Below are 24,273 nucleotides of genomic sequence, written 5' to 3' on the forward strand. Positions count from 1 at the left end.
CATGAGCCTATTTTCAGTGGTTGAGTTTGATAAAGAAGCGGGACGCATTATTTTTTCTATTCCAGAATTTGATTTTGATTCTTTTGAAGTGATAGGAAAGCAGTTAGTCAACGCAATGGATGCGAAGATCACTGAGCAACAAATCGATGCAGACCTTCACTCGTGGTTAATCGACTTTGAAGGTGCACAATTTATGTTACGCGCTGAGCATTATTCGAATTCGGTATGGCTTGAAGCATTGGCTCGTACCGAGAGTCAAGACGAGTTAACTTTTATTGCAGGTTTGTTTTAAGCGGCTCTTGTGATCAAAAGTGGTTAATGTATAATCGCCGCCTTGAAAATTGGCTAGAGTCATTACGTAAATAAACGGTGATTTTAGCTTTGTGTTTAATTTGGGTTCCCTCGCCCCCAATGACAAAAAGGTACTTATATGAGTACATTTACGCCCGCGCAACAGCGCAACGCTTTATCTTTCCTTGTGGTATTCCACCTTGTAATTATTGCATCTAGTAACTATTTGGTTCAGATCCCATTCACTTTGTTTGGGTTTCATACCACATGGGGTGCATTTACCTTCCCATTCATTTTCTTAGCAACGGATTTAACGGTTCGGATCTTTGGTGCCAAGATGGCAAGAAGTATTATCTTCTTTGTTATGTTGCCAGCCTTAGCGGTCTCTTATTTCTTATCGGTTATTTTCTTTGAAGGTCAATATCAAGGTTTTTCACAACTGGGTGAATTTAACTTGTTTGTTGCTCGTATTGCGATCGCAAGCTTCATGGCTTATTTACTCGGACAGATATTAGATGTTCATGTATTTAATCGTCTTCGTCAGCTAAAACAGTGGTGGGTAGCACCAACGTGCTCAACTCTATTTGGTAATGCGATTGATACCTTAGCATTCTTTGCTATTGCTTTTTATCACAGCCCAGATGCCTTTATGGCTGAACACTGGACAGAGATAGCATTAGTAGATTATGGCGTTAAGTTAGTTATCAGTTTAGGGCTGTTTGTTCCTATGTATGGCATCTTATTGAATTATCTGATTCGTAAATTAACTTCTGAAGGGCATCAATTAGCGACTCAAGCTTCTCAGCCGTAGATTGAAAAATAATACAGTATGAAAAGGTCAGCAAAGAGCTGACCTTTTTTTGTTATATCTGATTGAAAATAATAGTTTTTAATTATTAGTTGAGAATTAATGTCATTTAGATGTTGTATTTTAAATGAGAATGGTTATTATTACATTGTCTTCAGGGAATAACGCACTGTGGTTTACCCCGCACTATTTCAAGAAGGCACGACATTGCTCACATTGCTTCCAGTGTAAATCAGCTTGATGATTAATGGTGAAGGTTTCTAAGTTAATTATTTGCCATTATTCTTTTTCTGCTGAGCGGCGCTTCTTATCGAAGACGCCGCTTTTTTTTGTCTATTTTTTGAGTTATTTGCAAGTTTTATTACAAATGATGCACTTTGAAATAGGGATTTTTTTTATAGAAAAGTAGGCGGTTAATATTATTGTCCACAAAGCATGATCAATTAAGGATCTCTTTGTTGATCATTTGACCTGATCTAAGTTTTTGATTTTTTAGTTTTTAATCTACTTTTTTTGAATTGATAAAATAGTTATTAATTATGCGAAAAATAATTACAAACAGAGTTATCCACAGATGGGTGAGGATGTATATCTTAACTTTTGATAAATAAAAGAAGAAAAAAGGAATGAAGAGCAGCATTTTGATGTGGCTTGGGTATAAAATGAAACTCATTGATCATAATAACCTCTGGATAATACCGACTATGGCAAGAATTCCTGATAATCCATTCATCTTAGTGGATGGCTCTTCGTATCTTTTCCGTGCGTATCACGCAGCGCCTAATTTTACTAATGGCGATGGCCAACCAACGGGTGCGGTGTATGGCGTTATCAATATGCTACGTAGTCTTCTAAAACAATTTGAAACGGATCGTGTTGCGGTTATTTTTGATGCGAAAGGAAAAACCTTCCGTAATGATATGTATCCAGAGTACAAAGCGAATCGTCCACCAATGCCAGATGATTTACGCTGCCAAATTGAACCTCTGCATAAACTGATCAAAGCAATGGGTTTACCGCTGATATCTATCTCAGGGGTAGAAGCCGATGATGTGATTGGTACTCTTGCTTCACAAGCATCTAAAGCGGGTATCCCTGTACTTATTAGTACCGGTGATAAAGATATGGCGCAATTGGTTGATGAAAACGTCACCCTAATTAATACCATGACTAATGTGATCATGGGACCTGAAGGTGTTGAAGAAAAATTCGGCGTTCCACCAGAGCTGATTATTGATTATCTTGCATTGATGGGTGACACCTCAGATAACATTCCGGGTGTTCCTGGCATTGGTGACAAAACAGCAAGAGCATTATTACAAGGCGTTGGTGGTTTAGATACCCTTTACGCCAATCTTGATGATATTGCGCCATTAGGTTTCCGTGGCTCAAAAGGCATGGCGAAGAAGCTAGAAGAGAATAAAGAAGGGGCTTACCTTTCTTATAAACTTGCGACTATTAAACTTGATGTTGAATTAGAGCAAAGACCTGAAGAGCTTGTAAAACAAGATCCAAATGTAGATGAATTAATTCAAATGTTTGGTCAAATGAACTTTAAGCGTTGGTTAACCGAAATGCTAGATGGCAGTGACGGTAAGATCGTTTCACATGAAACATCAGCCAATCGTAAAATTGAGTCATCATCAGAGAACAGTGGTGAAACTCAAGATGAAGTGATTGTTGCAGCTCAAGTTGATCGCTCAAAGTACGAAACAATTTTAACCAAAGAAGCATTTCTGTCTTGGTTAGAAAAACTAAATAATGCAGAAATCGTTGCATTTGATACAGAAACTGACAGCCTAGATTACATGGTGGCTAATCTTATCGGTCTGTCATTTGCTATCGAAGAAGGCGAAGCCGCTTATGTTCCTGTTGCTCATGATTATCTTGATGCACCAGAACAACTTGATCGTGATTGGGTTCTTGAGCAATTAAAACCGTATTTAGAAGATGATAGCAAAGCAAAAGTGGGTCAAAACTTAAAATACGATGCAAGTGTATTAGCTCGTTATGATATCGAAATGAAAGGCATTAAGTTCGATACCATGTTGGAGTCATACGTTTATAACAGTGTGGCAGGCAAGCACAACATGGACAGCCTAGCTCTACGTTATCTGCAACATAACACCATCTCATTTGAAGAGATCGCGGGTAAGGGTAAGAAACAACTTACGTTTAACCAAATTGCATTAGAGCAAGCAGCCCCTTATGCGGCGGAAGATGCTGATATTACGCTGCGTCTGCATAACGTATTAAATGCAAAATTAAAAGCAGATGACAAATTGAATGCCGTGTTTACTGATATTGAACTTCCTTTAATCTCTGTACTTTCTCGTATGGAAAGAAAAGGCGTCTATATTGATGACATGCTACTTTCTGCACAATCACTCGAGATTGGTCAACGTCTTGATGAGCTAGAAAAAGCAGCGTATGAAGTTGCAGGGCAAGAGTTCAACATGAATTCACCAAAGCAGCTTCAAGCTATTCTATTTGAGAAAATGGAACTGCCAGTCATTAAAAAGACACCATCAGGCGCAGCATCAACCAATGAAGAAGTACTGCAAGAGCTAGCGTTAGACTATGAACTTCCTAAGCTGATTTTAGAATACCGTGGCTTAGCAAAATTAAAGTCGACTTATACCGATAAACTTCCAAAGATGATCAATCCAACGACGGGTCGTGTGCATACCTCTTATCATCAAGCGGTAACCGCTACGGGTCGTTTATCATCGACCGATCCAAACTTACAAAATATTCCAATTCGTAACGAAGAAGGTCGTCGCATTCGTCAGGCATTCGTAGCTCCTCATGGTTGGAAAATCTTAGCAGTCGATTACTCTCAAATTGAATTGCGTATCATGGCGCATTTATCTCAAGATAAAGCATTACTAGAAGCGTTCTCTGCAGGTAAAGACATTCACTCAGCAACAGCAGCTGAAGTGAAAGGCGTGCCAATTGAAGAGGTAACCTCTGAAGATCGTCGTCGTGCTAAGGCCATCAACTTTGGTTTGATCTATGGCATGAGTGCATTTGGTCTTGCTAAGCAAATTGGTATCTCTCGTGGTGAAGCCCAAGATTACATGAATGTGTACTTCGAGCGTTACCCTGGTGTAATGCAATACATGGAAGAAACGCGACTATTAGCAACCGAGCAAGGTTATGTAGAAACCTTATACGGACGTCGTTTACATTTACCTGAAATCAATGCTCGTAATGCGATGCGTCGTAAAGCGGCTGAACGTGCTGCAATCAATGCGCCAATGCAAGGTACTGCGGCTGATATTATTAAGAAAGCAATGATCTTAGTGGATAACTGGATTGAAGCGGAAGGGAATGGTCAAGTTAACTTACTAATGCAAGTACACGATGAATTGGTCTTTGAAGTGAAAGAAGACGCATTAGAAGACGTGACTAAGCAAGTAACGGCATTAATGGAAAGTGCTGTAGAGTTAGATGTCCCATTAATTGCAGATAGTGACTTTGGCAACAACTGGGATGAAGCCCACTAAAGCTAACGATTTTGTTATAAAAATGATAAATATTATTACTGACTGAATTGTAACTAAGTTACATCTAAATTTAAAACTATGAGCCAGCGCACGCGTTGGCTTTTTTTTACCTAAAATAAAGTGACCTTCATCAGGTGAATGTTGTGTTTTTATGAACGAAACTGAAAAAAAATTACAAAAAAAGGTTTTCAAAACTGTTCGTTTGTTGTACATTTATCTGCGTAGGGTACAGAGGTAAAGATGTTCTATCTTTCAGACCTTTTGTTTCACGTTATTGGATTTGGCTAAATTCAGCCGCCTCAGTCAACCTTTTTGACTGGGGCGTTTTTTCTTTCTAAGCCTTCAAAAAATATTTTATCATTTCCTTCTAAAATACTTCTTTCTGTAACTTTCCCACAAAATGTAATTTTTACTACACGTTGCTATATTGATAATTCACTTATATTATTATCTTAACTTTATGTTTTTAAAGGATTAATGTGGTTTATTGTATTGGTTTTTATACAATAATAAAGACGATGTGAGGTTTTGGGTAATTAGAGGGGGAACTGCTGGGGAGTGGTGTTTGTTTCATAAGAAGGTTTGGTGCATGATTCGCGACAGAAAAATAATAACACCTCTTTATCTCTCCCATTTCCCCACCCGTTAAGGTGGGGGTTTTATTTCTTACAGGCAAGCCTGCTTATCAATCAAACGTGTTGATTGATATTAGATGTGATTACTCAGCATCTAGATTTTCAATGAATTCTTCGTCAATTTCAAACGCTGGTGCAAACCATGTGTCTAGCTTAGCTCGAAGAACCTCTACGCCAATTCCTTTCAATGACGAAAAGGCATCAACAACGACTTCACCACCAAAATCAGCCGCCGCTTCACGTACTTTTAGTACTTGAGTGTTACGAGCGCCGCTTTTCAGTTTGTCAGCTTTGGTTAACAAGATCTGTACTGGAATGTTTTGGTCAACAGCCCAAAAGACAAGTTGTTGGTCAATGTCCTTTAATGGGTGACGGATATCCATCAATACCACTAAACCTTTTAAACACTGACGCTTCTGTAGGTATTCACCTAAAGATTTCTGCCATTTTTTCTTCATCTCAATAGGAACTTGAGCAAAGCCGTATCCTGGTAAATCGACAATGTGACAATTTTCATCGACTTTGAATAAGTTAATCAATTGCGTACGGCCAGGAGTCTTAGATGTTTTTGCTAAGCCTCTTTGGTTTGTTAAGCGGTTTAATGCGCTTGATTTACCCGCATTCGAACGGCCAGCAAAGGCAACTTCAATACCTTCGTCTTCAGGTAGATGGCGAATATCTGGTGCACTGGTAATAAAGTGTGTCTTTTGATAGTGAATGATTTTGCTCACTGTTAACTCCGTCTCGAGTGAAACCAAGCTGTAGATAATGATCCAAGTAGGATTATTGTAGTCAGCTGATTACTTTTTTGTGAAAATGTGTAAAATAACCGCATCAAGGTTGTCACTATTAACTTTTTGGTGACAAACTTAGAACAAAAACGGTAAAGGTCGCTCATTATATCATGCTGTAGCCAATTTAGAGCGGTACTGGAAGCTTAATATTCAACACAGTGCGAAGAAACCTTGTTAAAAAGGGTAACTCATTGTGAGGGAACGATAATAATAAATGGAATGTCATGAAAAAATTAGCGCTGATATTAACTCTCCTAGCTAGTTGCTCAACATGGGCTCAAGGAGACATCGAAGCTGGGAAGCAAAAATCTGTAACTTGTACGGCTTGTCATGGTCAAGAGGGTAATAGTACTCTGACTCAATATCCGAATTTAGCTGGTCAACACGCCGGTTATCTTGAAAAGCAGCTCAATGAATTTAAATTGGGCATGCAAACGCAAGGTAAGCAAGGTCGTATGGAACCGGTGATGAGCGCAATGGCAATGCCATTAAGCGATCAAGACGCAAAAGATATCGCTGCGTATTATGCCTCTTTACCGATGGCTGATAATACAACACCAGAAGAATCAATTCCTACTGGTAAAGCTTTGTACTTAGCGGGTGATATGGAACGAGGGATTACGGCTTGTGTCGCTTGTCATGGACCTCGAGGTAATGGAACGTCACTGTCAGGTTTTCCTAAAATATCAGGACAACATTCTGACTATGTAAAAGCACAATTAGAAAAATTCCGCTCAGCTGATCGTGCAAATGATATGAATGGTATGATGCGTGATATCGCCAAAAAACTTACTGATGATGACATTACAACATTGTCTCAGTACGTTGGTGGTCTACATTAATATTTATTGTAATTGTTGCACTAATTTAAGACTAAATTTGAAGAAGCAGCTCTTGTAGCTGCTTTTTTTTATGAAAAAGACGTTAAAACGATTATCTTTGCACCAGTATCGGGTATACTTCCCGCCCTAGAATTTTCAGGGAGTGGAGTGAGCTTATGATGCAATCTTGCCCTTTATGTCAGTATTCACACGCTGATAAATTCCACCAAGATAAGCATCGACGCTATTATCGCTGTCAGCAATGTTATCTTATTTATGTGGATGAGGCGGATCGTTTCGACGCTGAAGCTGAAAAAGCTCACTACGATTGTCATAAAAATAGTCTTGAGGATGAAGGGTACCGAACCTTCTTATCACGATTTTCTGAGCCTTTGTTGCAGCGTGTTGGTGAGATACCTCAGCAAGGTCTAGACTTTGGATGTGGCCCTGGACCATTGCTTGCTCATATGATGAGAGAAGCCGGTCACCATATCGAACTCTATGATATTTATTACACACCAGATAAGTCCGTGCTAGATAAGCAGTATGACTTCGTCAGTTGTACAGAAGCTATTGAGCATTTTTATCAGCCTCAAAACGAATTGGAATTGTTATTGAGTTTGATAAAACCTGGTGGTTGGTTAGGTATCATGACGAAACTAGCCAGGGACGAAAGCGCGTTTGCCACTTGGCATTACAAGAGTGATTTAACCCATGTCAGCTTTTTCAGCAAAGAAACATTTGAGTTTGTAGCAAAGCGCTATCAACTTGAGATGGAATTTGTTGGAGATGATGTCATTTTACTGAGGAAAACCCAGTAATGAGCCGTACTAAAAAAGCCCGTACTCCGGGAATGGCGAGTGAGCCAGTAGTTGTAACACGTAACCGTACTGATCGTGACGTAGACAGCCGCGAAATCAAGCGTAAAAGAAAGCGTAAAGGCCTAAAAGCCGGTGCTCGTAATGCAGAAAGTAATGCAGAACAAGCGCGCCGTTTTGGTCTTAAAAAAGATCCTCGTATTGGCAGTAAAAAACCAATTCAACTTGTCGTTGAAGAGAAAACGAAGACAAGTAAGCAAGAGCGTCGTCTGACTAACGAACAAGAATTAGCGATGCTAGAAAATGACGCACAGCTAATGGTTCTTTTAGATCGTATCGATAATGGTGAAAACCTAGGTATGGGTCTGCAAAAATACGTAGATGAAAAATTAGCGCGTATTGAGCACTTAATGGGTCGTTTAGGCTTATTAGAAGACGAAGAGTCAGAAGAAGAAATTGCAGAATTCCCAGAATTTGAAGATCGTAAAGCGAAAAGCGATGATGATCTACTGGCAGAATTTGATAACTTCAATATGGATGATTTTAAATAATTATGTCTACAGTAACCCTGTTAGCGCTGCTTGGCGGTGCAATTATTCTTGCGTTGGCTAGCTATGCTGGCAGCTTACTGATGAAGTTAAAAAAGCAGAAGGAACTGCAAGAACAACACAGAAAATTGGCGATACAAAAGCGTAACGCCAATATTTTTGATAATGTGGTGCTGCTTTGCCAAGCTGGTTTACAAGAGCAATGTGATTACTCTGAATTGTCTATTCGTATCTATTGCATCATGGATTATCTACAAGAAGGTGATCGTATTGATGTCGAGGCTGAATATCCTGCGCTGTCTGAGTTATATCATGTTGTGAAAAATATGCCGCGTGGTGATGAGCGACAAGAATTAGCGAAGCAAGATCGAATGAAAGATAACTTAGTTCGAACTAAAGCCGAAGCGCGCTTGCAAGATACTGTAAAAGTTGAGATCCAACAATTACATGATCGCATCAAACCACTGAATCAAAAAATTGATATTAAAATGATCTGATCGACACTTCTATTTCTTATCGCATTGAAGTCATCGGCTTTATTGAGCAAATGTTTTATGATGCAGAGAATAGTGTCAATGCAGATATAAAGAGATGGAAGTAGTCATGTCAAATCAACAAATAGTATGGGACCAAGAGATCATTGAGAAGTATAACTACTCAGGCCCACGTTACACCTCTTACCCAACTGCTTTAGAGTTTCACGAAGCGTATACTCCTGCTGAATTCGATATGGCGTGTACTCAGTATCCAGACCGTCCACTGTCTCTTTATATTCACATCCCATTTTGTCATAAGCTGTGTTACTTCTGTGGTTGTAATAAAGTCATCACTCGTCACCACCATAAAGCAGATATCTATTTAGATTCATTAGAGCTTGAGATCCGTCAGCGTGCAGCACTGTTTACTGAACGTAAAGTAACGCAATTGCATTTTGGTGGTGGTACGCCAACCTTCCTAACTAAAGTCCAATTCACTCGCTTAATGAATTTATTACGTGGTGAGTTTAACTTTGAAGAAGGCGCAGAGATCAGCATTGAAGTTGACCCGCGCGAAATTGAATTGGATATGCTTGATCACTTACGTGATGAAGGGTTCAACCGTTTAAGTATTGGTGTACAAGATTTCAATAAAGAAGTTCAGCTTTTGGTTAATCGTGATCAAGATGAAGATTTTATTATCTCTATGGTACAACGAGCAAAAGACTTAGGTTTCCGCTCAACCAACCTTGATTTGATTTACGGCTTACCAAAGCAATCAGCAAAATCTTTGGCATTAACGATCAAGCGTGTACTAGAAATGGAACCGGGTCGTTTATCTGTATTTAACTATGCACACATGCCAACGCTGTTTGCTGCACAACGTAAAATTAAAGATGCCGATTTACCAGCGCCCGCTGAAAAATTAATCATGCTGCAAGAAACCATCGAAAACCTAACAGGCGCAGGCTATCAATTCATTGGCATGGATCACTTTGCTCTACCTGATGATGAACTAGCGGTCGCACAGCGTGAAGGTATTCTTCACCGTAACTTCCAAGGTTACACCACTCAAGGTGAGTGTGACTTGTTAGGGATGGGCGTATCAGCTATCTCAATGATTGGCGACAGTTACGCACAGAACAAAAAAGACTTAAAAGAATATTACGCTCAGGTTGACGAGAAACGTCATGCTCTGTGGCGTGGTGTTGCGCTAGACCAAGATGATTTAATCCGTCGTGAAGTGATTAAACAACTGATCTGTAATTTCACGCTAGATACTAAAGCGATTGAAGCGGAGTTTAATTTAGACTTTGATACGTACTTTGCTGAAGACATTAAATTACTGCAAACATTTATTAACGATGAGTTAGTCACGATGCACGAAGGGCGTATTGACGTTGAATTGCGTGGTCGTTTATTGATCCGTAATATCTGTATGTGTTTTGATAAGTACTTGCGAAGCCGTGCGCGTCAACAGCAGTTTTCTAGAGTGATCTAGAGACGAGATGCGAGAACGGACTTCGTCCTTCGAGGGGCGAGTAAAAGCGTTGTAACTTGTTTGAAAATTTGAAACCGTAGGTGTTGATGCACCTGCGGTTTTTTTTGGAAACTAGAAACGATACGCTGCGCTAACTAGAGGCTATAAGAGCCAGTACGGTTAATGTGAAGCGTCTTTAATTACATCGTTAGTGCTTTTGATTCTATAGTTTCTAGAGCGAAGCGTTCTAGTTAGCGCAGCGTATAGTCTTTACGGCTTCACATTTCTATTAATCGGATTCTGTAACGAAATTAACGTTTCTGTCGATTGCACTTCCTCAATCGCTTGTAGTTTATCAATCAATACATGCTGTAGTTCTTGAATACTCTTACACATCAATTTGACGAAAATATTGTAAGCTCCAGTAGTGTAATAGGCTTCTACTACCTCTTCTAAAGCGTCTAGTTTAGCGAGTGCTGAATGATAGTCACGGGCTGCATATAAATTAATGCCAATAAAACAACACACATCATAGCCTAAGCTTTTTGGGTCAACGATAACCTCTGTGCCTTCAATGATTTTTGCCGCTTTCATTTTTTCAATACGAACATGGATAGTGGCAGGGCTAACATTAAAGCGTTTAGCTAATTCAGCGTAGGGCGTTCGAGCGTCATTCATCAATGCTTGTAAAATATCTCGGTCAAGATCATCGATTTTGCTGGTATTGTTCATGAAGTGTCTTATCCCTGTACCCAAAAGTGTTTCATGTGAAAAATATCAATTCTACTAATTATTTAATTAATGACATTGGTATAACGTATTTAAACTACCCTAAGATAAAGCGTTCAGCGAGCACTTTATCTAGTCGTTTTTATTAATATCTATTACCATAGGCGCTTGCTGTTCCTAATTGATTAAGCTTGTTGGAGTGCCCTGTGCAAATAGCGTTATTGTGTGAAGACCCAAATCGTCAACTTGAGTTAGAGGCTATTGCCACTCGCTGGGGGTTAGCCCATGACCAAGAAAATGTGTTTGCGTTGGTATTAACCACAGAACAGCTTGAACTGCGTAAACGAGATGAGCCTAAACTTGGTGCGATCTTCGTTGATTTAGTTTCAGGTGCCGTTGGGCACCGTCGTAAATTTGGTGGTGGCAAAGGCCAATCTATTGCTAAAGCGGTAGGGCTTAATAAAGGGGCGACACCTATTATCCTTGATGGAACTGCAGGGCTAGGTCGTGATGCGTTTGTACTGGCATCTTTAGGTTGTAAAGTTCAAATGGTAGAGCGTCACCCTGTTGTCGCCGCTTTACTTGATGATGGTTTAGCTCGAGCAAAGCAAGATGCCGATATTGGTGGTTGGGTATCGCAACGTATGTCTCTATTGCATGCGTCAAGTCACGATGCTTTAGAGCAATTAATGGCACAAGATGATTTTGTTCAGCCAGATGTTGTGTACCTTGACCCAATGTACCCACACCCTGAAAACAAAAAGAAAAGTGCATTAGTGAAAAAAGAGATGAGAGTCTTCCAATCATTGGTGGGTGCAGATAATGATGCCGATGCATTATTAGCACCGGCATTATTGATGGCCACTAAACGGGTTGTGGTTAAACGCCCGGATTATGCTGAGTGGTTAGATAATCAAAAACCGTCAATGGCGATCGAAACTAAAAAGAACCGCTTCGATGTTTATGTTAACGCCGGAATGAAGTCTTAGTCTTTAAATGGAACAACCAATACATCAATTGGGCAAGTATTGATAACTTGTCTGGTTGATGACAGTAACTTACTCCAGAAATCTTGGTGGTGACCACAAACGACAAGGTCAACATCGAGATTATCAATCGCCTCGCATAACTCATTACTTAAATCACCACTGCTGACCAATGTTTTGTGGATTGGATACTCAGCAAACTCAACTAAATGCTTCATCGCTTCTTTAGAAGCCTCCATCGCTTGATGTTGGGTTTCAGCGAGATTGATATCAATTAAGCCGGTATATAGTTCTGCATAGCTCACATCAATGTGAATAAAAGAAACTTTTGCCTCTAGCGCTTTAGCTAAACCCGCAGCTTTAGTAACCAATGATTTACTCTCTTCTGTTAAATCGACAGCGACAAGAATATGTTGGTAACTCATAATGTTTCTCCTATGAATTCAATATTGAATTTATTTATGACTATAGATTATCACCCGTTGTTTTCTTTTTTTGTCGCCTAGATCTCGTTCTGATTGATGATTATTGATTAATCAAGTCGTGGGTGAGTTATGTTATAGTTGTATAAAATTTGAATATAAATAGCTCATAAAGGAATCGATATATGCTAGCTAAAACGATGGTTGATCATTTAAATGCACAAATTAACCTAGAATTTTTCTCATCTAACCTATACTTACAAATGAGTGCTTGGTGTGAAGATAAAGGTTTTGATGGTGCTGCGTCATTTTTTAGAGCGCATGCAACTGAAGAAATGGAACACATGCAGCGTTTATTTACGTATGTAAGTGAGACCGGTTCAATGCCTATTTTAGGTGCGATTGAAGCACCAACATCAGAGTTTTCTGGGTTAGGTGATGTGTTTCGTGCCACATTTGAGCATGAGCAAATGATCACACAAGAGATCAATAAATTGGCTCACGTTGCGTTTACTTCGCAAGATTACTCAACGTTTAATTTTCTTCAGTGGTATGTGGCAGAGCAGCACGAAGAAGAGAAATTATTCAAAGGTATTTTAGATAAAATTGACTTGGTAGGTGAAGACGGTAAAGCGCTATTCTTTATCGATAAGGATTTAGCGGTATTAGCAAAATCTGGTTCAACATCTATTATGGATAGCACTGCTGGGTAAGTTTCATTCCCACATGTAGTAGCGTGTATATTTTGATTAATACATACACGTAGTAAGGGTCGTTACTTTCCTAAGCACAAAGACAAGTATGTCAGAGGTGATTATGATAAGTGGCGACCTTATATTATTAGCATTATTTGCCGTAACGGGTATCAACATCATTCGTTACTTAAGCACGCTAAAAACCCTCCTTTTTGTGATGAAAGAAGCGCACCCTTTGTTGTATCAACAAATTGATGGGCGTGGTTTCTTTACGACTCACGGCAATATTGGAAAGCAAACCAAACTTTTCCAATATTTATGGCAAGAAGAATATCTAGATCATTACGATACCCTTTTTGTATTTAAGTGTGAAAAAGCACGTTATCTTTTTATGTTATCTAGTGCTTTGCTGCTAGTCAGCGTTGCTGTTTTTTTCTTGGTAATTAGTTTGGGCATCTAGCGCTGATAATAGTACACTCCCTGCCAATTGAATTTGTGGTTGAGAGTGACATGAAAAAAGTAGACGTAGTGGTTATCGGTGCAGGTGCTGCAGGGTTAATGTGTGCAGCAGAAGCTGGTAAACGAGGCCGCAGTGTATTAGTGGTTGATCATGCAAAAAAACCAGGTCGAAAGATCCTGATCTCTGGTGGTGGCCGCTGTAACTTTACCAATTATGATGTTACTGCTCATAACTTCGTTTGTAAGAATTCACACTTTGTGAAATCAGCGTTATCTCAATATACTAATTGGGATTTCATTTCACTGATCTCTAAATACGGTATTGAGTTTGAAGAGCGCGACCACGGGCAATTATTCTGCGTAGATTCTGCGAAAGAAATAGTCGATATGTTGCTAAAAGAATGTGAATTAGCCGGGGTTAATTACCGCTACCGTTGTGATATATCAGACGTAACAAAACTCGATTCTGGTTTCTCCCTCAAATTAGATATGGATACTATCGAATGTGAATCCCTTGTTGTGGCAACAGGGGGCTTATCAATGCCTAAACTTGGGGCTACCCCATTTGGCTATCAGTTAGCTGAGCAGTTTGGCCTATCTATGATACCGACTACAGCAGGTCTGGTTCCATTCACTTTGCATAAAGAAGATAAAGAAGCCTTTTCTGAATTATCAGGAATAGCGATCCCTGTTGTCGTTGAATCAGAAAGCGGTGACAGTTTTAAAGAGAACCTATTGTTCACTCACCGCGGTTTATCTGGCCCATCTATCCTACAAATTTCTTCATATTGGAACGCAGGTCAAAAAGTAATGATAGATCTATTACCGAATGACGATTTGTCTGAAGAACTAGATAGAATGCGTAATGCACATCCAAATCAAAGTGTTAAAAATTCATTAGCGAAATTTTTACCAAAAAGGGTAGTTGAAACACTGTTAAATAATACGGTTTTTCAAGAGCGTTCTCTAAAACAAATTAACCATAAAGAACAGGAACAATTATGTTCTTTGATTCACCAATGGAAGGTATTACCAAACGGCACTGAAGGTTATCGTACCGCTGAAGTTACGCTGGGTGGGGTAGATACCGATGAATTGTCGTCAAAAACAATGGAATCTAAAAAAATCGCAGGTTTATATTTTGTTGGTGAAGTCATGGACGTTAGTGGTTGGCTTGGTGGATATAATTTCCAGTGGGCATGGTCAAGTGGTTACGTTGCTGGAATTAATGTGTAAGGCTGTTTAATAACTAAGCCATTATTGATTAATTAGAAAATAGAGGTGCAAATAAGCCTCTATTTTTTATGTAACGTATTAAAATATATTAAGAATAAGGGCTAGATTAACAATGCAAACTCTCTCGTTTAGTGTTCAAGGACTTACACAGCTTAAAGAGAAGTGTGATTCCTTGTCTATAGAGCTTGGAACTGCGTGTTTAATTCAACTGTTTTCTTCTCAACAACCAGATGTTGTTGATGACTATTATGCTTATTTACAGCATTTTTTGCCAAACTCAGAAGTGATTGGTCTTAGCGTTATTCATTCTAGTATTGATGCGTCAATTTTTACTGATTCAACCGTAATCAGTATTTCTATTCTCAATGTGACTCAACTAACTTCTGCTTCTGTATTCCATTCTCAAGATGAACATCGAGTTGGGCACCATCTATTAAAGCGCCTTTCTATTGGCTCTACAACAAAGGCTATTATTGCGTTTGGTTGCCATGGTTCAGCAAGTAATTATCGTCTTTTTGACGCTTTTTCTGAACATGAAAATCAAGTGCCTGTTTCTGGTGGTGTTGCTGCAGATACCGGAAAAGGGACATGGGTATTCTTAAATGGTCAGTTCTATAGTGATCAAATAGTTGCTGTTGCGATGCATGGTGAGCAATTACAAGCATGGTCTGAAGCATTTGTTGAGTGGAATCCTATTGGTAAGCGTTTTCGTATTACGTCATCAGAAGGTAATGTTGTAAAAACGATTGATAATATCCCCGCGTATGAATTTTATTGTAGATACCTTTCTGATACGAAAGCGATACCTCTAAGCCAGATCCAAGCTTTCCCCTTAATGTTAGAAGAAGATACGGTACGATACATCAATGCTGTTGAAGAGATAACAGTGGAGGGTTATCTTAAGTTCGCTTTAAGGATCCCAACAGGGCGTGAAGTGAGATTGTGTTATTACCACCCCTCGTTAACCCAGGAGCAAGTAAATCAAGGGGCGATGATGCTTGCAAAAAAACAGCCTGAGTCGATCTTTATTTATAATTGTGAATCAAGAATAGAAAGCAGTTCTGAATCTACTGAATTACAGACATTTTCAGACATTGGTTCTTGCCAAGGTATTTATGGGATGGGGGAATTCTTTCGGTCTCACAAACAAGTAATTCTACATCATAGTTTAACGTACTTAGCGTTAAGAGAATCCGTTCCTGAGACGGTGAACTCCCTTTATTCTCATTCACCGAGAGAACATAATTTAACCCCTTTATTTTCGTTAATTAAAAATTCGATTCAAGACGTTGATCAGATGACTCTTGCGATGGAAAAGAAGATTAGCGATCAATCTTTGCGTTTGATGCATACGTATCGCACAGACAGGCGCACGGGATTATTCAATCGAATCGTTTTAAAAGAGCGTCTTGAGAGCGTCACTCGAATGGAACATTTACTTTCTTTTAAGCTAACCAATTTAAGCCAAGTGAATGAGAAGTACGGTTATCAAGTCGGTGATAAATTACTGCAAGATGTGAGTCACTACTTAGGTACGTATTTGGCGGATGCAGTGCATACCCCAGTAGAGCTTTATAGTATTGGTATTGCTGAATGGGGTGTTGTTTTTGATAGTGACACCAATAGTGAAGTTCTTCGTAAATACATTACTGATTTTATAGAAAAAATCGAACACTTTAGTTTTGAGCCTTATGGACTAAGTGATGTCGACTATCTCAGCGTTTCTATTTCTGGAGGGCTAATTAGTCGTCGAGACTTCGTCAATATTGCGGTAGAAGAATTGATTTTGAAGGCGGTAGAAGCCCGTCGTATTGCGATGCGAAGAAATCGCCATTTATGTAATGCTCGTGATTTATTAAAAGAAGAACGATTACGTCAAAGCCAATTAGATTGGTTAACAAGTGTTAACCGAGCAATTACCCAAGAAGGCGTTTTGGTGTACGGACAGCCTATCTTGAAAGCCGGTACTCGTGAATTAGTATCAACCGAATGTTTAATGCGAATTTGTGATAATGGACAAGTCTTTGCACCAGGGCAGTTTTTACCCGCAGTAGAAGGTACTCATCTTTACACTCGTTTAAGCCGAGAGATGATTACAAGAACCTTTGATATTATGCAGTCTAATGATATGGATTTTTCAATTAACCTTTCGCCTCAAGATTTAATGAGTGACCGAACGTTAGATTTATTGGAGTCGTCGATTATGCGTTTAGATAATCCATTCCGAGTTGGTTTTGAAGTGTTAGAAACGGAACAAATTCAAGATTACGATCGCATGATTGAAGTGTGTAACCATTTTAAACGTTTAGGTGCTCGCATCATTATTGATGATTTTGGGTCTGGCTATTCAAATATTGATGAGATCATGAAATTGGAACCTCAAGTGATTAAACTTGATGGTTCGATTATTAAAAATGTACATCAAGATAAACGCCAACGGTTGATCTCTCAACAAATGGTACAACTTTGTCATGCACTCGAAGCCAAAGTTGTGGCTGAATTTGTGCACAACAAAGAGGTGTGTAGTATTGTTGAAGATATGGGCGTTGATTATCTTCAAGGTTATTATTTAGGGGAACCTAAAGCACTCGGTTGATATTCATGGCCGCTGCGTTCTGCTTGAAATACAGTTAGAAATTGCTCGTAATAATGAAAAAGAGCTTGAGCATTCTCAGGCTCTTTTACCATGTCCAAAACTTCAATTCCTGCTTCACAAGTACATAAATTTCCTTGGCTTTGATTGCGACGTAAATGGTAGCAAGAATCTCCCGTTGCCTGAATTTCAAGGCAAGGTAAGTCTTTAAGCCAAGAGCTTTTATTAACCATCTTCTTAGCCTCTTGCCATGTTGCATCTAACAGGATAAAGAGCTGCTTTTTGTTTGGGTTTTTATATTCGCAATATTTTGAACTAAGCGTTGGCGAATGACTTGGAAACAGTAACCATGTTTCGGTGTTTTCTTGATTGATTTTATCAATCAGTGCCTTTGGTGGCACTTTTCTTTGCCATAAATAGCTTTGGGCTTTAGGTAGGCTATTTAATATTAACCTACCCGTATTAGTCAGTTTGCTAAGTTCATTTTCATGATACAGAAGTGCAAATTCAACGTGTGACTGAAGATGTGGTTGATGTTCGCAAATGCAATTATGAATAAAACCACAGGTCGTACATGGAACGGTTGTTGCCATTATTTTACTTATCCAAACTTGTTGATGTTGAGTACAGCGTTAACCCTGATTGAATAGGGTATGTCACGCCATTTACGGTTTCATTATCCGCCGATATTGTCTGTTTATTTTTTGAAAATGTGCGTTCTGATATCATATATTGACGTTGATGACGGCTCATTAAAACATGAATTTTATCATCGTTAGTTTCTTGCCAAACACCGGTCTCAATCAATTGAGGCTCATCGGTATTGTAATCATAAGTGGTTATTGCTGAGTGATCAGGATTGAGTGTTAATCCAATCGTTAAACTTGAGTTACCAATAGTACTTGTTCCTTTGTAGCTGCCTGCTGAACCTAACGTCGTATCTTTAGCTGAAAGTGTTGCACAACCTTCATAGGCTTTACCGTCGATTTCTACGTTTGATTTCCAGCCATAAATAGACTCAATCATGCTGTCTTTACAGATCCCTTTTGTCATCGTTAGAGAGAAATCATCGCTTTGGTAATGGCGTTTCTTCACGGTGAATTTTTGGTCTGTGATTGTTTGTGCCTGTTTTGATTTGCCAATTTCAGAGACGACTAATGATCCGTTAATCACTTGAATATTCCAAAATGGTTCATTACCAAAGGCGTTTGTTGGTTGACGTGTTTTTTTACAAGAAACGCCTTCGCCGGCAACTAAGGTATTAATCTGAGATACAACAAATCGAGCCGGATAATCGTTAGCAAATCCGCCTTTTGGTGGCGCTTCGAAATGACCAATTAATTCCCCATACATAGGCTGATAAGGGGATGATTGAATGCTATTCCCCGCAGCCCATTGTTCAGGTGTTAAATTTATCCAATATTGTTGGTCACTATTACAAGGCTGAATACTTTGAGATTCATGTCCAATCACAACCGTCCCACGCAGCGTAAAGGTATGAGGCATTGTTGCTTCATGCACATCATTATTTTTGGATTTACTGTCAGAGGTATCTTCTGAAAATTGCTGACTACACCCAGATAGGAATAATAAAGTGCCCAAAGTAAGTAATGATTTTTTCATCCTATTTTCCTGCATGGTTAACGTAAAGGTTAGTATGCCATAGGACACTAAAAATAGATGGGAATTCACCTTTATCAGAGCTATTGATAGTAAATTAGCGTAAAATGCTCGCGTTATTTAAATAAGCAAAGAGAGCTAAGAGCAATATGAGTTGGAACCTTTCGCCTTCAGACGTATTTAGCGCATCACCAGTTGTTCCAGTTATGGTTATTGAACAACTAGAAGATGCCGTGCCAATGGCTCAAGCATTAGCCGCTGGTGGCATTAATGTATTTGAGATTACCCTACGAACAACCGTTGCTTTAGAAGCGATTACAGCCATTCGCAAAGCAATGCCAAAAGCTCTGGTTGGTGCAGGAACAGTGATCAGTACTCAGCAATATGATCAGGCGGTTGAAGCTGGCGCTCAATTTATTATTTCACCAGGATTTACTCCAAGCTTATTAGCGCATGCAAAAACGGCTGATATCCCATTGATCCCAGGTGTAGCAACGCCATCTGAGGTGATCCGTGCAATCGAACTTGGTTATGCACATTTAAAATTCTTCCCTGCAAGTGCATTTGGTGGACCATCGGTATTGAAAGCGATGGCAGCACCGTTACCACAAGTTCAGTTCTGTCCTACGGGCGGCATTAATCCACAGAATGTAAATGACTACACTGCATTGGATTGTGTGGCGACAGTGGGTGGTTCTTGGATGCTACCAAAAGAGGCAATTGCAGCAAAAGATTGGGCTAAAGTGACAAGACTTGCGAAAGAAGCGGTTGAGTTGATTAAGTAAGAATTGAGAGACTAGAAGTTATACGCTTCGCTAACTAAATACTATAAGAGCAAAAGAACATTGCTTTTGCTCTTATAGAAGCGGAGCGTTCTAGTTTCTAGTTTCTAGTTTCTAGTTTCTAGTTTCTAGTTTCTAGTTTCTAGTTTCTAGCGCTTAGCTGCCATATCACGCAATGCTTGTTTCTCTGCATCACTTAGGAAAGCTAAATCCAATCCATTAATTTGAATTTGACGAAGCTGCTCTTGAGTTAGGCCAACTTTTGGTGCCGCAACTTCATATTCATGAGGAAGCTCAATACCTTCAACCGCAGGATCATCCGTATTCAAACAAACCTTAACACCATGAGAAAGGAACGTTTTGATAGGGTGGGATTCAAATGAAGAAACAGTGCTTGTTTGAATGTTAGACGTTAAACATGATTCAATACCAATATTGTTCTTCGCTAAGAACTCCATCAATTTTAGGTCTTCAACTGCCTTAACACCGTGACCAATACGTACAGCACCAAGTTCATTAATTGCTTGCCACATACTTTCAGCACCGGCAGCTTCACCAGCGTGCACTGTCACTCGAAGGCCTGCATCACGAACTTGTTTAAAGTGACTAACAAAACGATCGCCTGGTTGACCCAGTTCATCACCAGCAAGATCGATAGCGACTAATTTATCTTTTTGAGTAAGAAGGCCATTAAGTTCTTGCTGACAAGCATCTTGACCAAAGGTACGACTCATAATACCGATTAGATTTGCTTTGATACCAAAATCACGGCAACCAGCTTCAACACCGTCAACGACAGCTTCGACAACACCTGCTATTGATAAATTGTGCTTCATTGCCATGTAATAAGGGGAAAAACGCAATTCAGCGTAATCAATCTGTGCATTCATCGCATCTTGCACATTTTCATAAGCAACACGACGACAAGCGTCTAGATCGCCCAATACCGCTACGCCCCAATCAAGCTTAGATAGAAAAGCAACTAAACTTGGTTCTGCTTCAACGATTTGAACGTGAGGACGTAATGCTTCTAAATCATAAGCAGGCAGCGCAAGACCAAATTTTTGGCCAAGATCTAAAATGGTTTCAATGCGGATGTTGCCATCAAGATGACGGTGAAGATCCGTAAGAGGGAGAGTTTTAGTTATCATTATTGAACTATTCCTACTAAAGAAGAAATGAATGCGTATAAATATTAATAATGAGTATAGAGAGTCATGATGATTATGTCAGTAGCCAAACGGATGAAAAGAGCGCAATTTTAACGATTGCGCTCTGATGTTAACTTATTCTGTTGGTCCTCTATCTAAAGGCAGTAGGGGACTTTAAATAAAGTATTGAGCGTGATTATTACTGATTTTCTTTCAAGCGAGTTATTCAATCTCTTTTAATTTTCTTGTTAATGTATTTCTTCCCCAGCCAAGTAATTTTGCGGCATCTTGTTTATGGCCATGAGTATGATGAAGGGCTTTTTCTAACAAGATACGTTCTACATTGGGAATTACTTTATTTAAAATATCAGTTTCCCCTAGAGATAATTGTTCCTCTACCCATTCGCTTAGTTGCTCTTGCCAATCGACTGAATGTTGTACTGATGTTGTGGTAGAGGTGAATAATTCTGGTGGTAAATCGGAAGAAAGAACCTCTTGGCTGCTTGCCATTACCGTAAGCCAACGACACGTGTTTTCTAATTGTCTAACGTTGCCTGGCCACGCACATTCCCCGAGCTTTTTACTTGCATCTTTGCTGAGGGTTTTGCATTCAATACCTAACTCTTTTGATGCTAAGTGTAAGAAGTGTTCCGTTAATTGGGTTATATCTTCACGACGTTCCCGTAAAGCAGGAATGTGTACGCGAATCACATTTAATCGATGATATAAATCTTCTCTAAAGCCACCATCTTTCACTAATTGTTCTAAGTTTTGGTGTGTTGCGGCAATAATCCGCACATCGACTTGGACAGGAGAGTGTCCGCCTACACGGTAAAATTGTCCGTCAGCCAAAACACGAAGTAATCGAGTTTGAATATCTAATGGCATATCGCCGATTTCATCTAGAAATAGAGTGCCCCCATTGGCCTGTTCAAATCGACCTTTACGAACCGAATTTGCGCCAGTAAATGCCCCTTTTTCATGACCAAAGAGTTCAGATTCAATCAAGTCTTTTGGGATAGCGGCCATATTAAGAGCGATAAATTCGTTATTTGAACGTGGGCTATGGCGGTGCAATGCGTGAGCCACTAATTCTTTACCCGTTCCGGATTCCCCATTAATAAGCACAGAGATCGACGAGCGAGATAAACGACCGATAGCACGAAATACTTCCTGCATTGCAGGAGCTTCACCGATGATCTCGGGAACATTGTGTTCTTTAATCGGTTTATTGCTGCTTTGTTTTTTCTGTTCTTGGCTGTGTGCTAATGCTCGTTCAACTAATGTGAGTGCTTCATCAATATCAAATGGTTTTGGTAGGTATTCGAACGCTCCCTTCTGGTAAGCACTTACCGCCGCATCAAGATCTGAGTGAGCTGTCATTATGATAACGGGTAGCTCAGGGTAGTTTTCTTGAACGTGGTTTAATAGAGATAAACCATCCATACCTGGCATTCTAATATCAGAAATGATCACATCAGGGACGTTACGCTCTAGCGCTTGAATCACACTTTCTGCGTCGCCAAAACTTTCACACATCATGTTTGTGCTTGTTAATGTTTTTTCTAATACCCAGCGAATAGAGCTGTCATCATCGACAACCCAAATAAATCCTTTGCTCATAATTATTTCTCCAACATCCACTTATAAATTTGTCTTTATTGTGGTGGTTATTTTTATTATTTAAGTGGAAGGTAAACCGTAAATACTGTTTTTCCTGGCCAACTAGAGACATCGATTTTTCCATTGTGTTGGTCAATTAGGTTTTGTGAAATAGAGAGCCCAAGACCTGTGCCACCTTCACGAGCGCTGACCATTGGGTAAAATAATGTGTCTTGGATATGACTTGGAATGCCAGGACCGTTATCTATGATCTCTATTTTTGCGGCAAGTCGATGACGCTGCCCATAGATGTTGGTTTGGTAATCGGTGCGAGTTCGTAAGGTTATGATGCCATCGGGTTGGTCTTTTAATACTTCAGCAGCATTACTGATAATATTTAAGAGAGCTTGTTCTATTTGTTCTGCATCCATATCTAAATCAGGCAGGCTAGGGTCATAATCTCTAATGATAGAAACTTGGTAACTTGAGTTTAACTCAATTAATTGACGTACTTTTTCGATAATTGCGTGTAGGTTTTCAGGCTTCTTTTGCCCTAATTTTTGCGGACCCAACAAGCGATCAACCAGATTACGTAATCGGTCGGCTTGCTCGATAATGATTTGAGTATATTCGTGTAATTCTGGGTTTGGCAACATTCTTTCTAATAGCTGCGCCGCGCCGCGTAAGCCGCCAAGAGGGTTCTTTATTTCATGCGCCAAGCTACGTACCAATACTTTGGCTGCTTGTTGCTGAGCATGCTGGTTAATTTCTTGAGATAAGCGACGTTGTTGTTCTATTTGGCGAATTTCAACTAACAGATACAGTGATTTTTTTATTTCGATAGGGCTTGATGTTACTTCAATATACAACGGCTGATTGTTCACTATCATGCATACATCGCTGTCTGTGACACTTTGGCCGGTATCAAGAGGCAGCATTAAAGTAGATAAATCGAATTTCGAGTGCTGAAAAAGGTTATCAAAAGTATGTGCTGCCATACGTTGGGCACTTTGTGAAAAAAGTTGTTCAGCTGCTGGGTTGGCGTAATGAATGTTACGTAGGTCATCAAGCAATAAAATAGCGGTTACTTGATGATCTAGCAATTGCGTTGAAAAATCCATAATCAGAACCACATCCTTGTCATCACATTTGAATGCACCATTCTAGTGCATCGTTGCCTTTGTTAAAAGACAGTGACTCTCCAAAGAACGTGAATTTATACGCTCTTACTCACTATATGTACTTATAGTTTGGATGGTCGATGCAAGTGCACAGTTAATATCTTAGTTGATGCAATTCTCTTGCCGTCTTTTTGGGCAACAACCGTAATGATGTGAGTGCCTCTCTCTATGTTGGTGAGTTTCCATTCTCTAGAGGTTTGAGGAAGACCATAAGGTGACCCATCAAGTATTAATTGAAGCTTTTCATCAATAGAAAGTTTACGAGTTAGCTCAGTAAGCACCATGATGTGCCCTCGAGAACTGCGCACTGTTTCTTCTTGGGATAGGTTAGTAATAGAAATTTTGAGTGGAGCTAACGCTTCTTTATCCGCTTTCTTTGTATTTTTAGATACGGATTTTTTTTGCTTTGCAGGTGCAGGGATATTTTCTACTTCATTTGGAGTTGAAGAGAATGACAGTTGTTTTGATTTGGTGTTGCTTGGTGGTGGAGTATCACTGAAATGCCTTACACCCTTATTATCTTCCCATGTGTAAACACTCTCGGCGGCGGTAGGAAGCGAAAAAAGGCTAATGAGTAAAATTACAATATATGTATGAGGCATAGTTCCACCATTGATGATGGTTATTATTTGATTTC

The 24,273-nt window shown here is 39.5% G+C and carries 23 protein-coding genes; 14 read left to right on the forward strand and 9 right to left on the reverse strand.

The features are described 5' to 3' along the window. The first annotated feature begins 1 nt into the window (after position 1). The 3 genes from A6E03_RS01075 to polA all read left to right on the forward strand — a co-directional run bounded on the left by A6E03_RS01075 (position 2) and on the right by polA (position 4,608). Positions 2-292 (forward strand): DUF3630 family protein, encoded by a 291-nt coding sequence (locus A6E03_RS01075; RefSeq protein ID WP_065594488.1) that lies wholly within the window; start codon positions 2-4, stop codon positions 290-292. A gap of 138 nt (positions 293-430) precedes the next feature. Beyond that, positions 431-1,102 carry a 7-cyano-7-deazaguanine/7-aminomethyl-7-deazaguanine transporter gene (locus tag A6E03_RS01080; RefSeq protein ID WP_065594487.1) on the forward strand — a complete coding sequence of 224 codons (672 nt, stop codon included), beginning with the start codon at positions 431-433 and terminating at the stop codon, positions 1,100-1,102. 701 nt (positions 1,103-1,803) lie between these two features. Beyond that, positions 1,804-4,608 carry a DNA polymerase I gene (gene polA / locus A6E03_RS01085; RefSeq protein WP_065600076.1) on the forward strand — a complete coding sequence of 935 codons (2,805 nt, stop codon included), beginning with the start codon at positions 1,804-1,806 and terminating at the stop codon, positions 4,606-4,608. Between the two features lie 718 nt (positions 4,609-5,326). On the opposite strand, the gene yihA is transcribed toward polA, so the two are convergent. After that, complete coding sequence (yihA, locus tag A6E03_RS01090) at positions 5,327-5,974, reverse strand: ribosome biogenesis GTP-binding protein YihA/YsxC (protein WP_065594486.1); 648 nt, start codon at positions 5,972-5,974, stop codon at positions 5,327-5,329. A gap of 287 nt (positions 5,975-6,261) precedes the next feature. On the opposite strand from yihA, the gene A6E03_RS01095 reads away from it, so the two are divergent. From A6E03_RS01095 to hemN, 5 genes are all read left to right on the forward strand, one after another. Then, positions 6,262-6,879, forward strand: a complete 618-nt coding sequence (locus tag A6E03_RS01095; RefSeq protein ID WP_065594485.1) for a cytochrome c — start codon at positions 6,262-6,264, stop codon at positions 6,877-6,879. A gap of 158 nt (positions 6,880-7,037) precedes the next feature. Further along, positions 7,038-7,679, forward strand: coding sequence for a class I SAM-dependent methyltransferase (locus tag A6E03_RS01100; protein WP_141676861.1), 642 nt, complete (start codon positions 7,038-7,040; stop codon positions 7,677-7,679). Continuing rightward, a complete protein-coding gene (gene yihI / locus A6E03_RS01105; protein ID WP_065594483.1) occupies positions 7,679-8,227 on the forward strand; it encodes a Der GTPase-activating protein YihI in 549 nt (182 codons plus the stop codon). The genes A6E03_RS01100 and yihI overlap by 1 nt, the downstream gene beginning before the upstream one ends. Before the next feature lie 2 nt (positions 8,228-8,229). Continuing rightward, positions 8,230-8,721, forward strand: coding sequence for a DUF2489 domain-containing protein (locus A6E03_RS01110; RefSeq protein ID WP_065594482.1), 492 nt, complete (start codon positions 8,230-8,232; stop codon positions 8,719-8,721). A 106-nt stretch (positions 8,722-8,827) separates the two neighbouring features. Next, positions 8,828-10,201 (forward strand): oxygen-independent coproporphyrinogen III oxidase, encoded by a 1,374-nt coding sequence (gene hemN / locus A6E03_RS01115; RefSeq protein WP_065594481.1) that lies wholly within the window; start codon positions 8,828-8,830, stop codon positions 10,199-10,201. A gap of 249 nt (positions 10,202-10,450) precedes the next feature. On the opposite strand, the gene asnC is transcribed toward hemN, so the two are convergent. Continuing rightward, positions 10,451-10,912 (reverse strand): transcriptional regulator AsnC, encoded by a 462-nt coding sequence (gene asnC / locus A6E03_RS01120; protein WP_065594480.1) that lies wholly within the window; start codon positions 10,910-10,912, stop codon positions 10,451-10,453. Positions 10,913-11,115: 203 nt separating this feature from the next. Here asnC and A6E03_RS01125 point away from each other — a divergent pair, with 203 nt between their 5' ends. Continuing rightward, positions 11,116-11,898: a class I SAM-dependent methyltransferase gene (locus tag A6E03_RS01125; protein WP_065600001.1), complete on the forward strand. Its 783-nt coding sequence runs from the start codon at positions 11,116-11,118 to the stop codon at positions 11,896-11,898. Here the strand turns inward: A6E03_RS01125 and A6E03_RS01130 are convergent. Continuing rightward, positions 11,895-12,320, reverse strand: a complete 426-nt coding sequence (locus tag A6E03_RS01130; protein ID WP_065594478.1) for a universal stress protein — start codon at positions 12,318-12,320, stop codon at positions 11,895-11,897. The two genes, A6E03_RS01125 and A6E03_RS01130, sit on opposite strands and share 4 nt — an antisense overlap. Before the next feature lie 182 nt (positions 12,321-12,502). Between A6E03_RS01130 and ftnA the strand changes: the two genes are divergently transcribed. The 4 genes from ftnA (at position 12,503) to A6E03_RS01150 (ending at position 17,303) form a co-directional block, all read left to right on the forward strand. Beyond that, the gene (gene ftnA, locus A6E03_RS01135) at positions 12,503-13,030 is read left to right on the forward strand and encodes a non-heme ferritin (RefSeq protein ID WP_065594477.1); all 528 of its coding nucleotides are present in this window, start codon (positions 12,503-12,505) and stop codon (positions 13,028-13,030) included. Between the two features lie 103 nt (positions 13,031-13,133). Then, complete coding sequence (gene uspB, locus A6E03_RS01140; RefSeq protein ID WP_065594596.1) at positions 13,134-13,472, forward strand: universal stress protein UspB; 339 nt, start codon at positions 13,134-13,136, stop codon at positions 13,470-13,472. Positions 13,473-13,522: 50 nt separating this feature from the next. Further along, the gene (locus A6E03_RS01145; protein WP_065594476.1) at positions 13,523-14,707 is read left to right on the forward strand and encodes an NAD(P)/FAD-dependent oxidoreductase; all 1,185 of its coding nucleotides are present in this window, start codon (positions 13,523-13,525) and stop codon (positions 14,705-14,707) included. A gap of 112 nt (positions 14,708-14,819) precedes the next feature. Further along, positions 14,820-17,303: an EAL domain-containing protein gene (locus A6E03_RS01150; protein ID WP_065600002.1), complete on the forward strand. Its 2,484-nt coding sequence runs from the start codon at positions 14,820-14,822 to the stop codon at positions 17,301-17,303. Here the strand turns inward: A6E03_RS01150 and A6E03_RS01155 are convergent. Together A6E03_RS01155 and A6E03_RS01160 are read right to left on the reverse strand one after the other, a co-directional pair. After that, the gene (locus A6E03_RS01155; RefSeq protein ID WP_065594474.1) at positions 17,273-17,893 is read right to left on the reverse strand and encodes a tRNA-uridine aminocarboxypropyltransferase; all 621 of its coding nucleotides are present in this window, start codon (positions 17,891-17,893) and stop codon (positions 17,273-17,275) included. The two genes, A6E03_RS01150 and A6E03_RS01155, sit on opposite strands and share 31 nt — an antisense overlap. A 4-nt stretch (positions 17,894-17,897) precedes the next feature. Beyond that, positions 17,898-18,923: a COG3650 family protein gene (locus A6E03_RS01160; protein ID WP_065600003.1), complete on the reverse strand. Its 1,026-nt coding sequence runs from the start codon at positions 18,921-18,923 to the stop codon at positions 17,898-17,900. Positions 18,924-19,069: 146 nt separating this feature from the next. Here A6E03_RS01160 and A6E03_RS01165 point away from each other — a divergent pair, with 146 nt between their 5' ends. Beyond that, on the forward strand, positions 19,070-19,705 hold the full coding sequence (locus A6E03_RS01165; RefSeq protein ID WP_065600004.1) for a bifunctional 4-hydroxy-2-oxoglutarate aldolase/2-dehydro-3-deoxy-phosphogluconate aldolase: 636 nt from the start codon (positions 19,070-19,072) through the stop codon (positions 19,703-19,705). A gap of 146 nt (positions 19,706-19,851) precedes the next feature. On the opposite strand, the gene add is transcribed toward A6E03_RS01165, so the two are convergent. The 4 genes from add to A6E03_RS01185 form a co-directional block, all read right to left on the reverse strand. Beyond that, positions 19,852-20,853 carry an adenosine deaminase gene (gene add / locus A6E03_RS01170; RefSeq protein ID WP_065600005.1) on the reverse strand — a complete coding sequence of 334 codons (1,002 nt, stop codon included), beginning with the start codon at positions 20,851-20,853 and terminating at the stop codon, positions 19,852-19,854. Between the two features lie 222 nt (positions 20,854-21,075). Next, positions 21,076-22,476 carry a nitrogen regulation protein NR(I) gene (glnG, locus tag A6E03_RS01175; RefSeq protein ID WP_065594470.1) on the reverse strand — a complete coding sequence of 467 codons (1,401 nt, stop codon included), beginning with the start codon at positions 22,474-22,476 and terminating at the stop codon, positions 21,076-21,078. A gap of 56 nt (positions 22,477-22,532) precedes the next feature. Then, positions 22,533-23,576, reverse strand: coding sequence for a nitrogen regulation protein NR(II) (gene glnL / locus A6E03_RS01180; protein ID WP_065594469.1), 1,044 nt, complete (start codon positions 23,574-23,576; stop codon positions 22,533-22,535). A gap of 122 nt (positions 23,577-23,698) precedes the next feature. Further along, positions 23,699-24,238 carry a DUF4124 domain-containing protein gene (locus tag A6E03_RS01185; RefSeq protein ID WP_065594468.1) on the reverse strand — a complete coding sequence of 180 codons (540 nt, stop codon included), beginning with the start codon at positions 24,236-24,238 and terminating at the stop codon, positions 23,699-23,701. Positions 24,239-24,273: the final 35 nt, after the last annotated feature.

The sequence above is a fragment of the Aliivibrio sp. 1S128 genome (assembly GCF_001691065.1).
Classification (GTDB): Bacteria; Pseudomonadota; Gammaproteobacteria; order Enterobacterales; family Vibrionaceae; genus Aliivibrio.

Coding starts and splice junctions, on each gene's coding strand:
- A6E03_RS01075 (WP_065594488.1), top strand. CDS start 2: ATGAGCCTATTTTCAGTGGTTGAGTTTGATAAAGAAGCGGGACGCATT.
- A6E03_RS01080 (WP_065594487.1), top strand. CDS start 431: ATGAGTACATTTACGCCCGCGCAACAGCGCAACGCTTTATCTTTCCTT.
- polA (WP_065600076.1), top strand. CDS start 1,804: ATGGCAAGAATTCCTGATAATCCATTCATCTTAGTGGATGGCTCTTCG.
- A6E03_RS01095 (WP_065594485.1), top strand. CDS start 6,262: ATGAAAAAATTAGCGCTGATATTAACTCTCCTAGCTAGTTGCTCAACA.
- A6E03_RS01100 (WP_141676861.1), top strand. CDS start 7,038: ATGCAATCTTGCCCTTTATGTCAGTATTCACACGCTGATAAATTCCAC.
- yihI (WP_065594483.1), top strand. CDS start 7,679: ATGAGCCGTACTAAAAAAGCCCGTACTCCGGGAATGGCGAGTGAGCCA.
- A6E03_RS01110 (WP_065594482.1), top strand. CDS start 8,230: ATGTCTACAGTAACCCTGTTAGCGCTGCTTGGCGGTGCAATTATTCTT.
- hemN (WP_065594481.1), top strand. CDS start 8,828: ATGTCAAATCAACAAATAGTATGGGACCAAGAGATCATTGAGAAGTAT.
- asnC (WP_065594480.1), bottom strand. CDS start 10,912: ATGAACAATACCAGCAAAATCGATGATCTTGACCGAGATATTTTACAA.
- A6E03_RS01130 (WP_065594478.1), bottom strand. CDS start 12,320: ATGAGTTACCAACATATTCTTGTCGCTGTCGATTTAACAGAAGAGAGT.
- ftnA (WP_065594477.1), top strand. CDS start 12,503: ATGCTAGCTAAAACGATGGTTGATCATTTAAATGCACAAATTAACCTA.
- uspB (WP_065594596.1), top strand. CDS start 13,134: ATGATAAGTGGCGACCTTATATTATTAGCATTATTTGCCGTAACGGGT.
- A6E03_RS01145 (WP_065594476.1), top strand. CDS start 13,523: ATGAAAAAAGTAGACGTAGTGGTTATCGGTGCAGGTGCTGCAGGGTTA.
- A6E03_RS01150 (WP_065600002.1), top strand. CDS start 14,820: ATGCAAACTCTCTCGTTTAGTGTTCAAGGACTTACACAGCTTAAAGAG.
- A6E03_RS01155 (WP_065594474.1), bottom strand. CDS start 17,893: ATGGCAACAACCGTTCCATGTACGACCTGTGGTTTTATTCATAATTGC.
- A6E03_RS01160 (WP_065600003.1), bottom strand. CDS start 18,923: ATGAAAAAATCATTACTTACTTTGGGCACTTTATTATTCCTATCTGGG.
- A6E03_RS01165 (WP_065600004.1), top strand. CDS start 19,070: ATGAGTTGGAACCTTTCGCCTTCAGACGTATTTAGCGCATCACCAGTT.
- add (WP_065600005.1), bottom strand. CDS start 20,853: ATGATAACTAAAACTCTCCCTCTTACGGATCTTCACCGTCATCTTGAT.
- glnG (WP_065594470.1), bottom strand. CDS start 22,476: ATGAGCAAAGGATTTATTTGGGTTGTCGATGATGACAGCTCTATTCGC.
- glnL (WP_065594469.1), bottom strand. CDS start 23,576: ATGGATTTTTCAACGCAATTGCTAGATCATCAAGTAACCGCTATTTTA.
- A6E03_RS01185 (WP_065594468.1), bottom strand. CDS start 24,238: ATGCCTCATACATATATTGTAATTTTACTCATTAGCCTTTTTTCGCTT.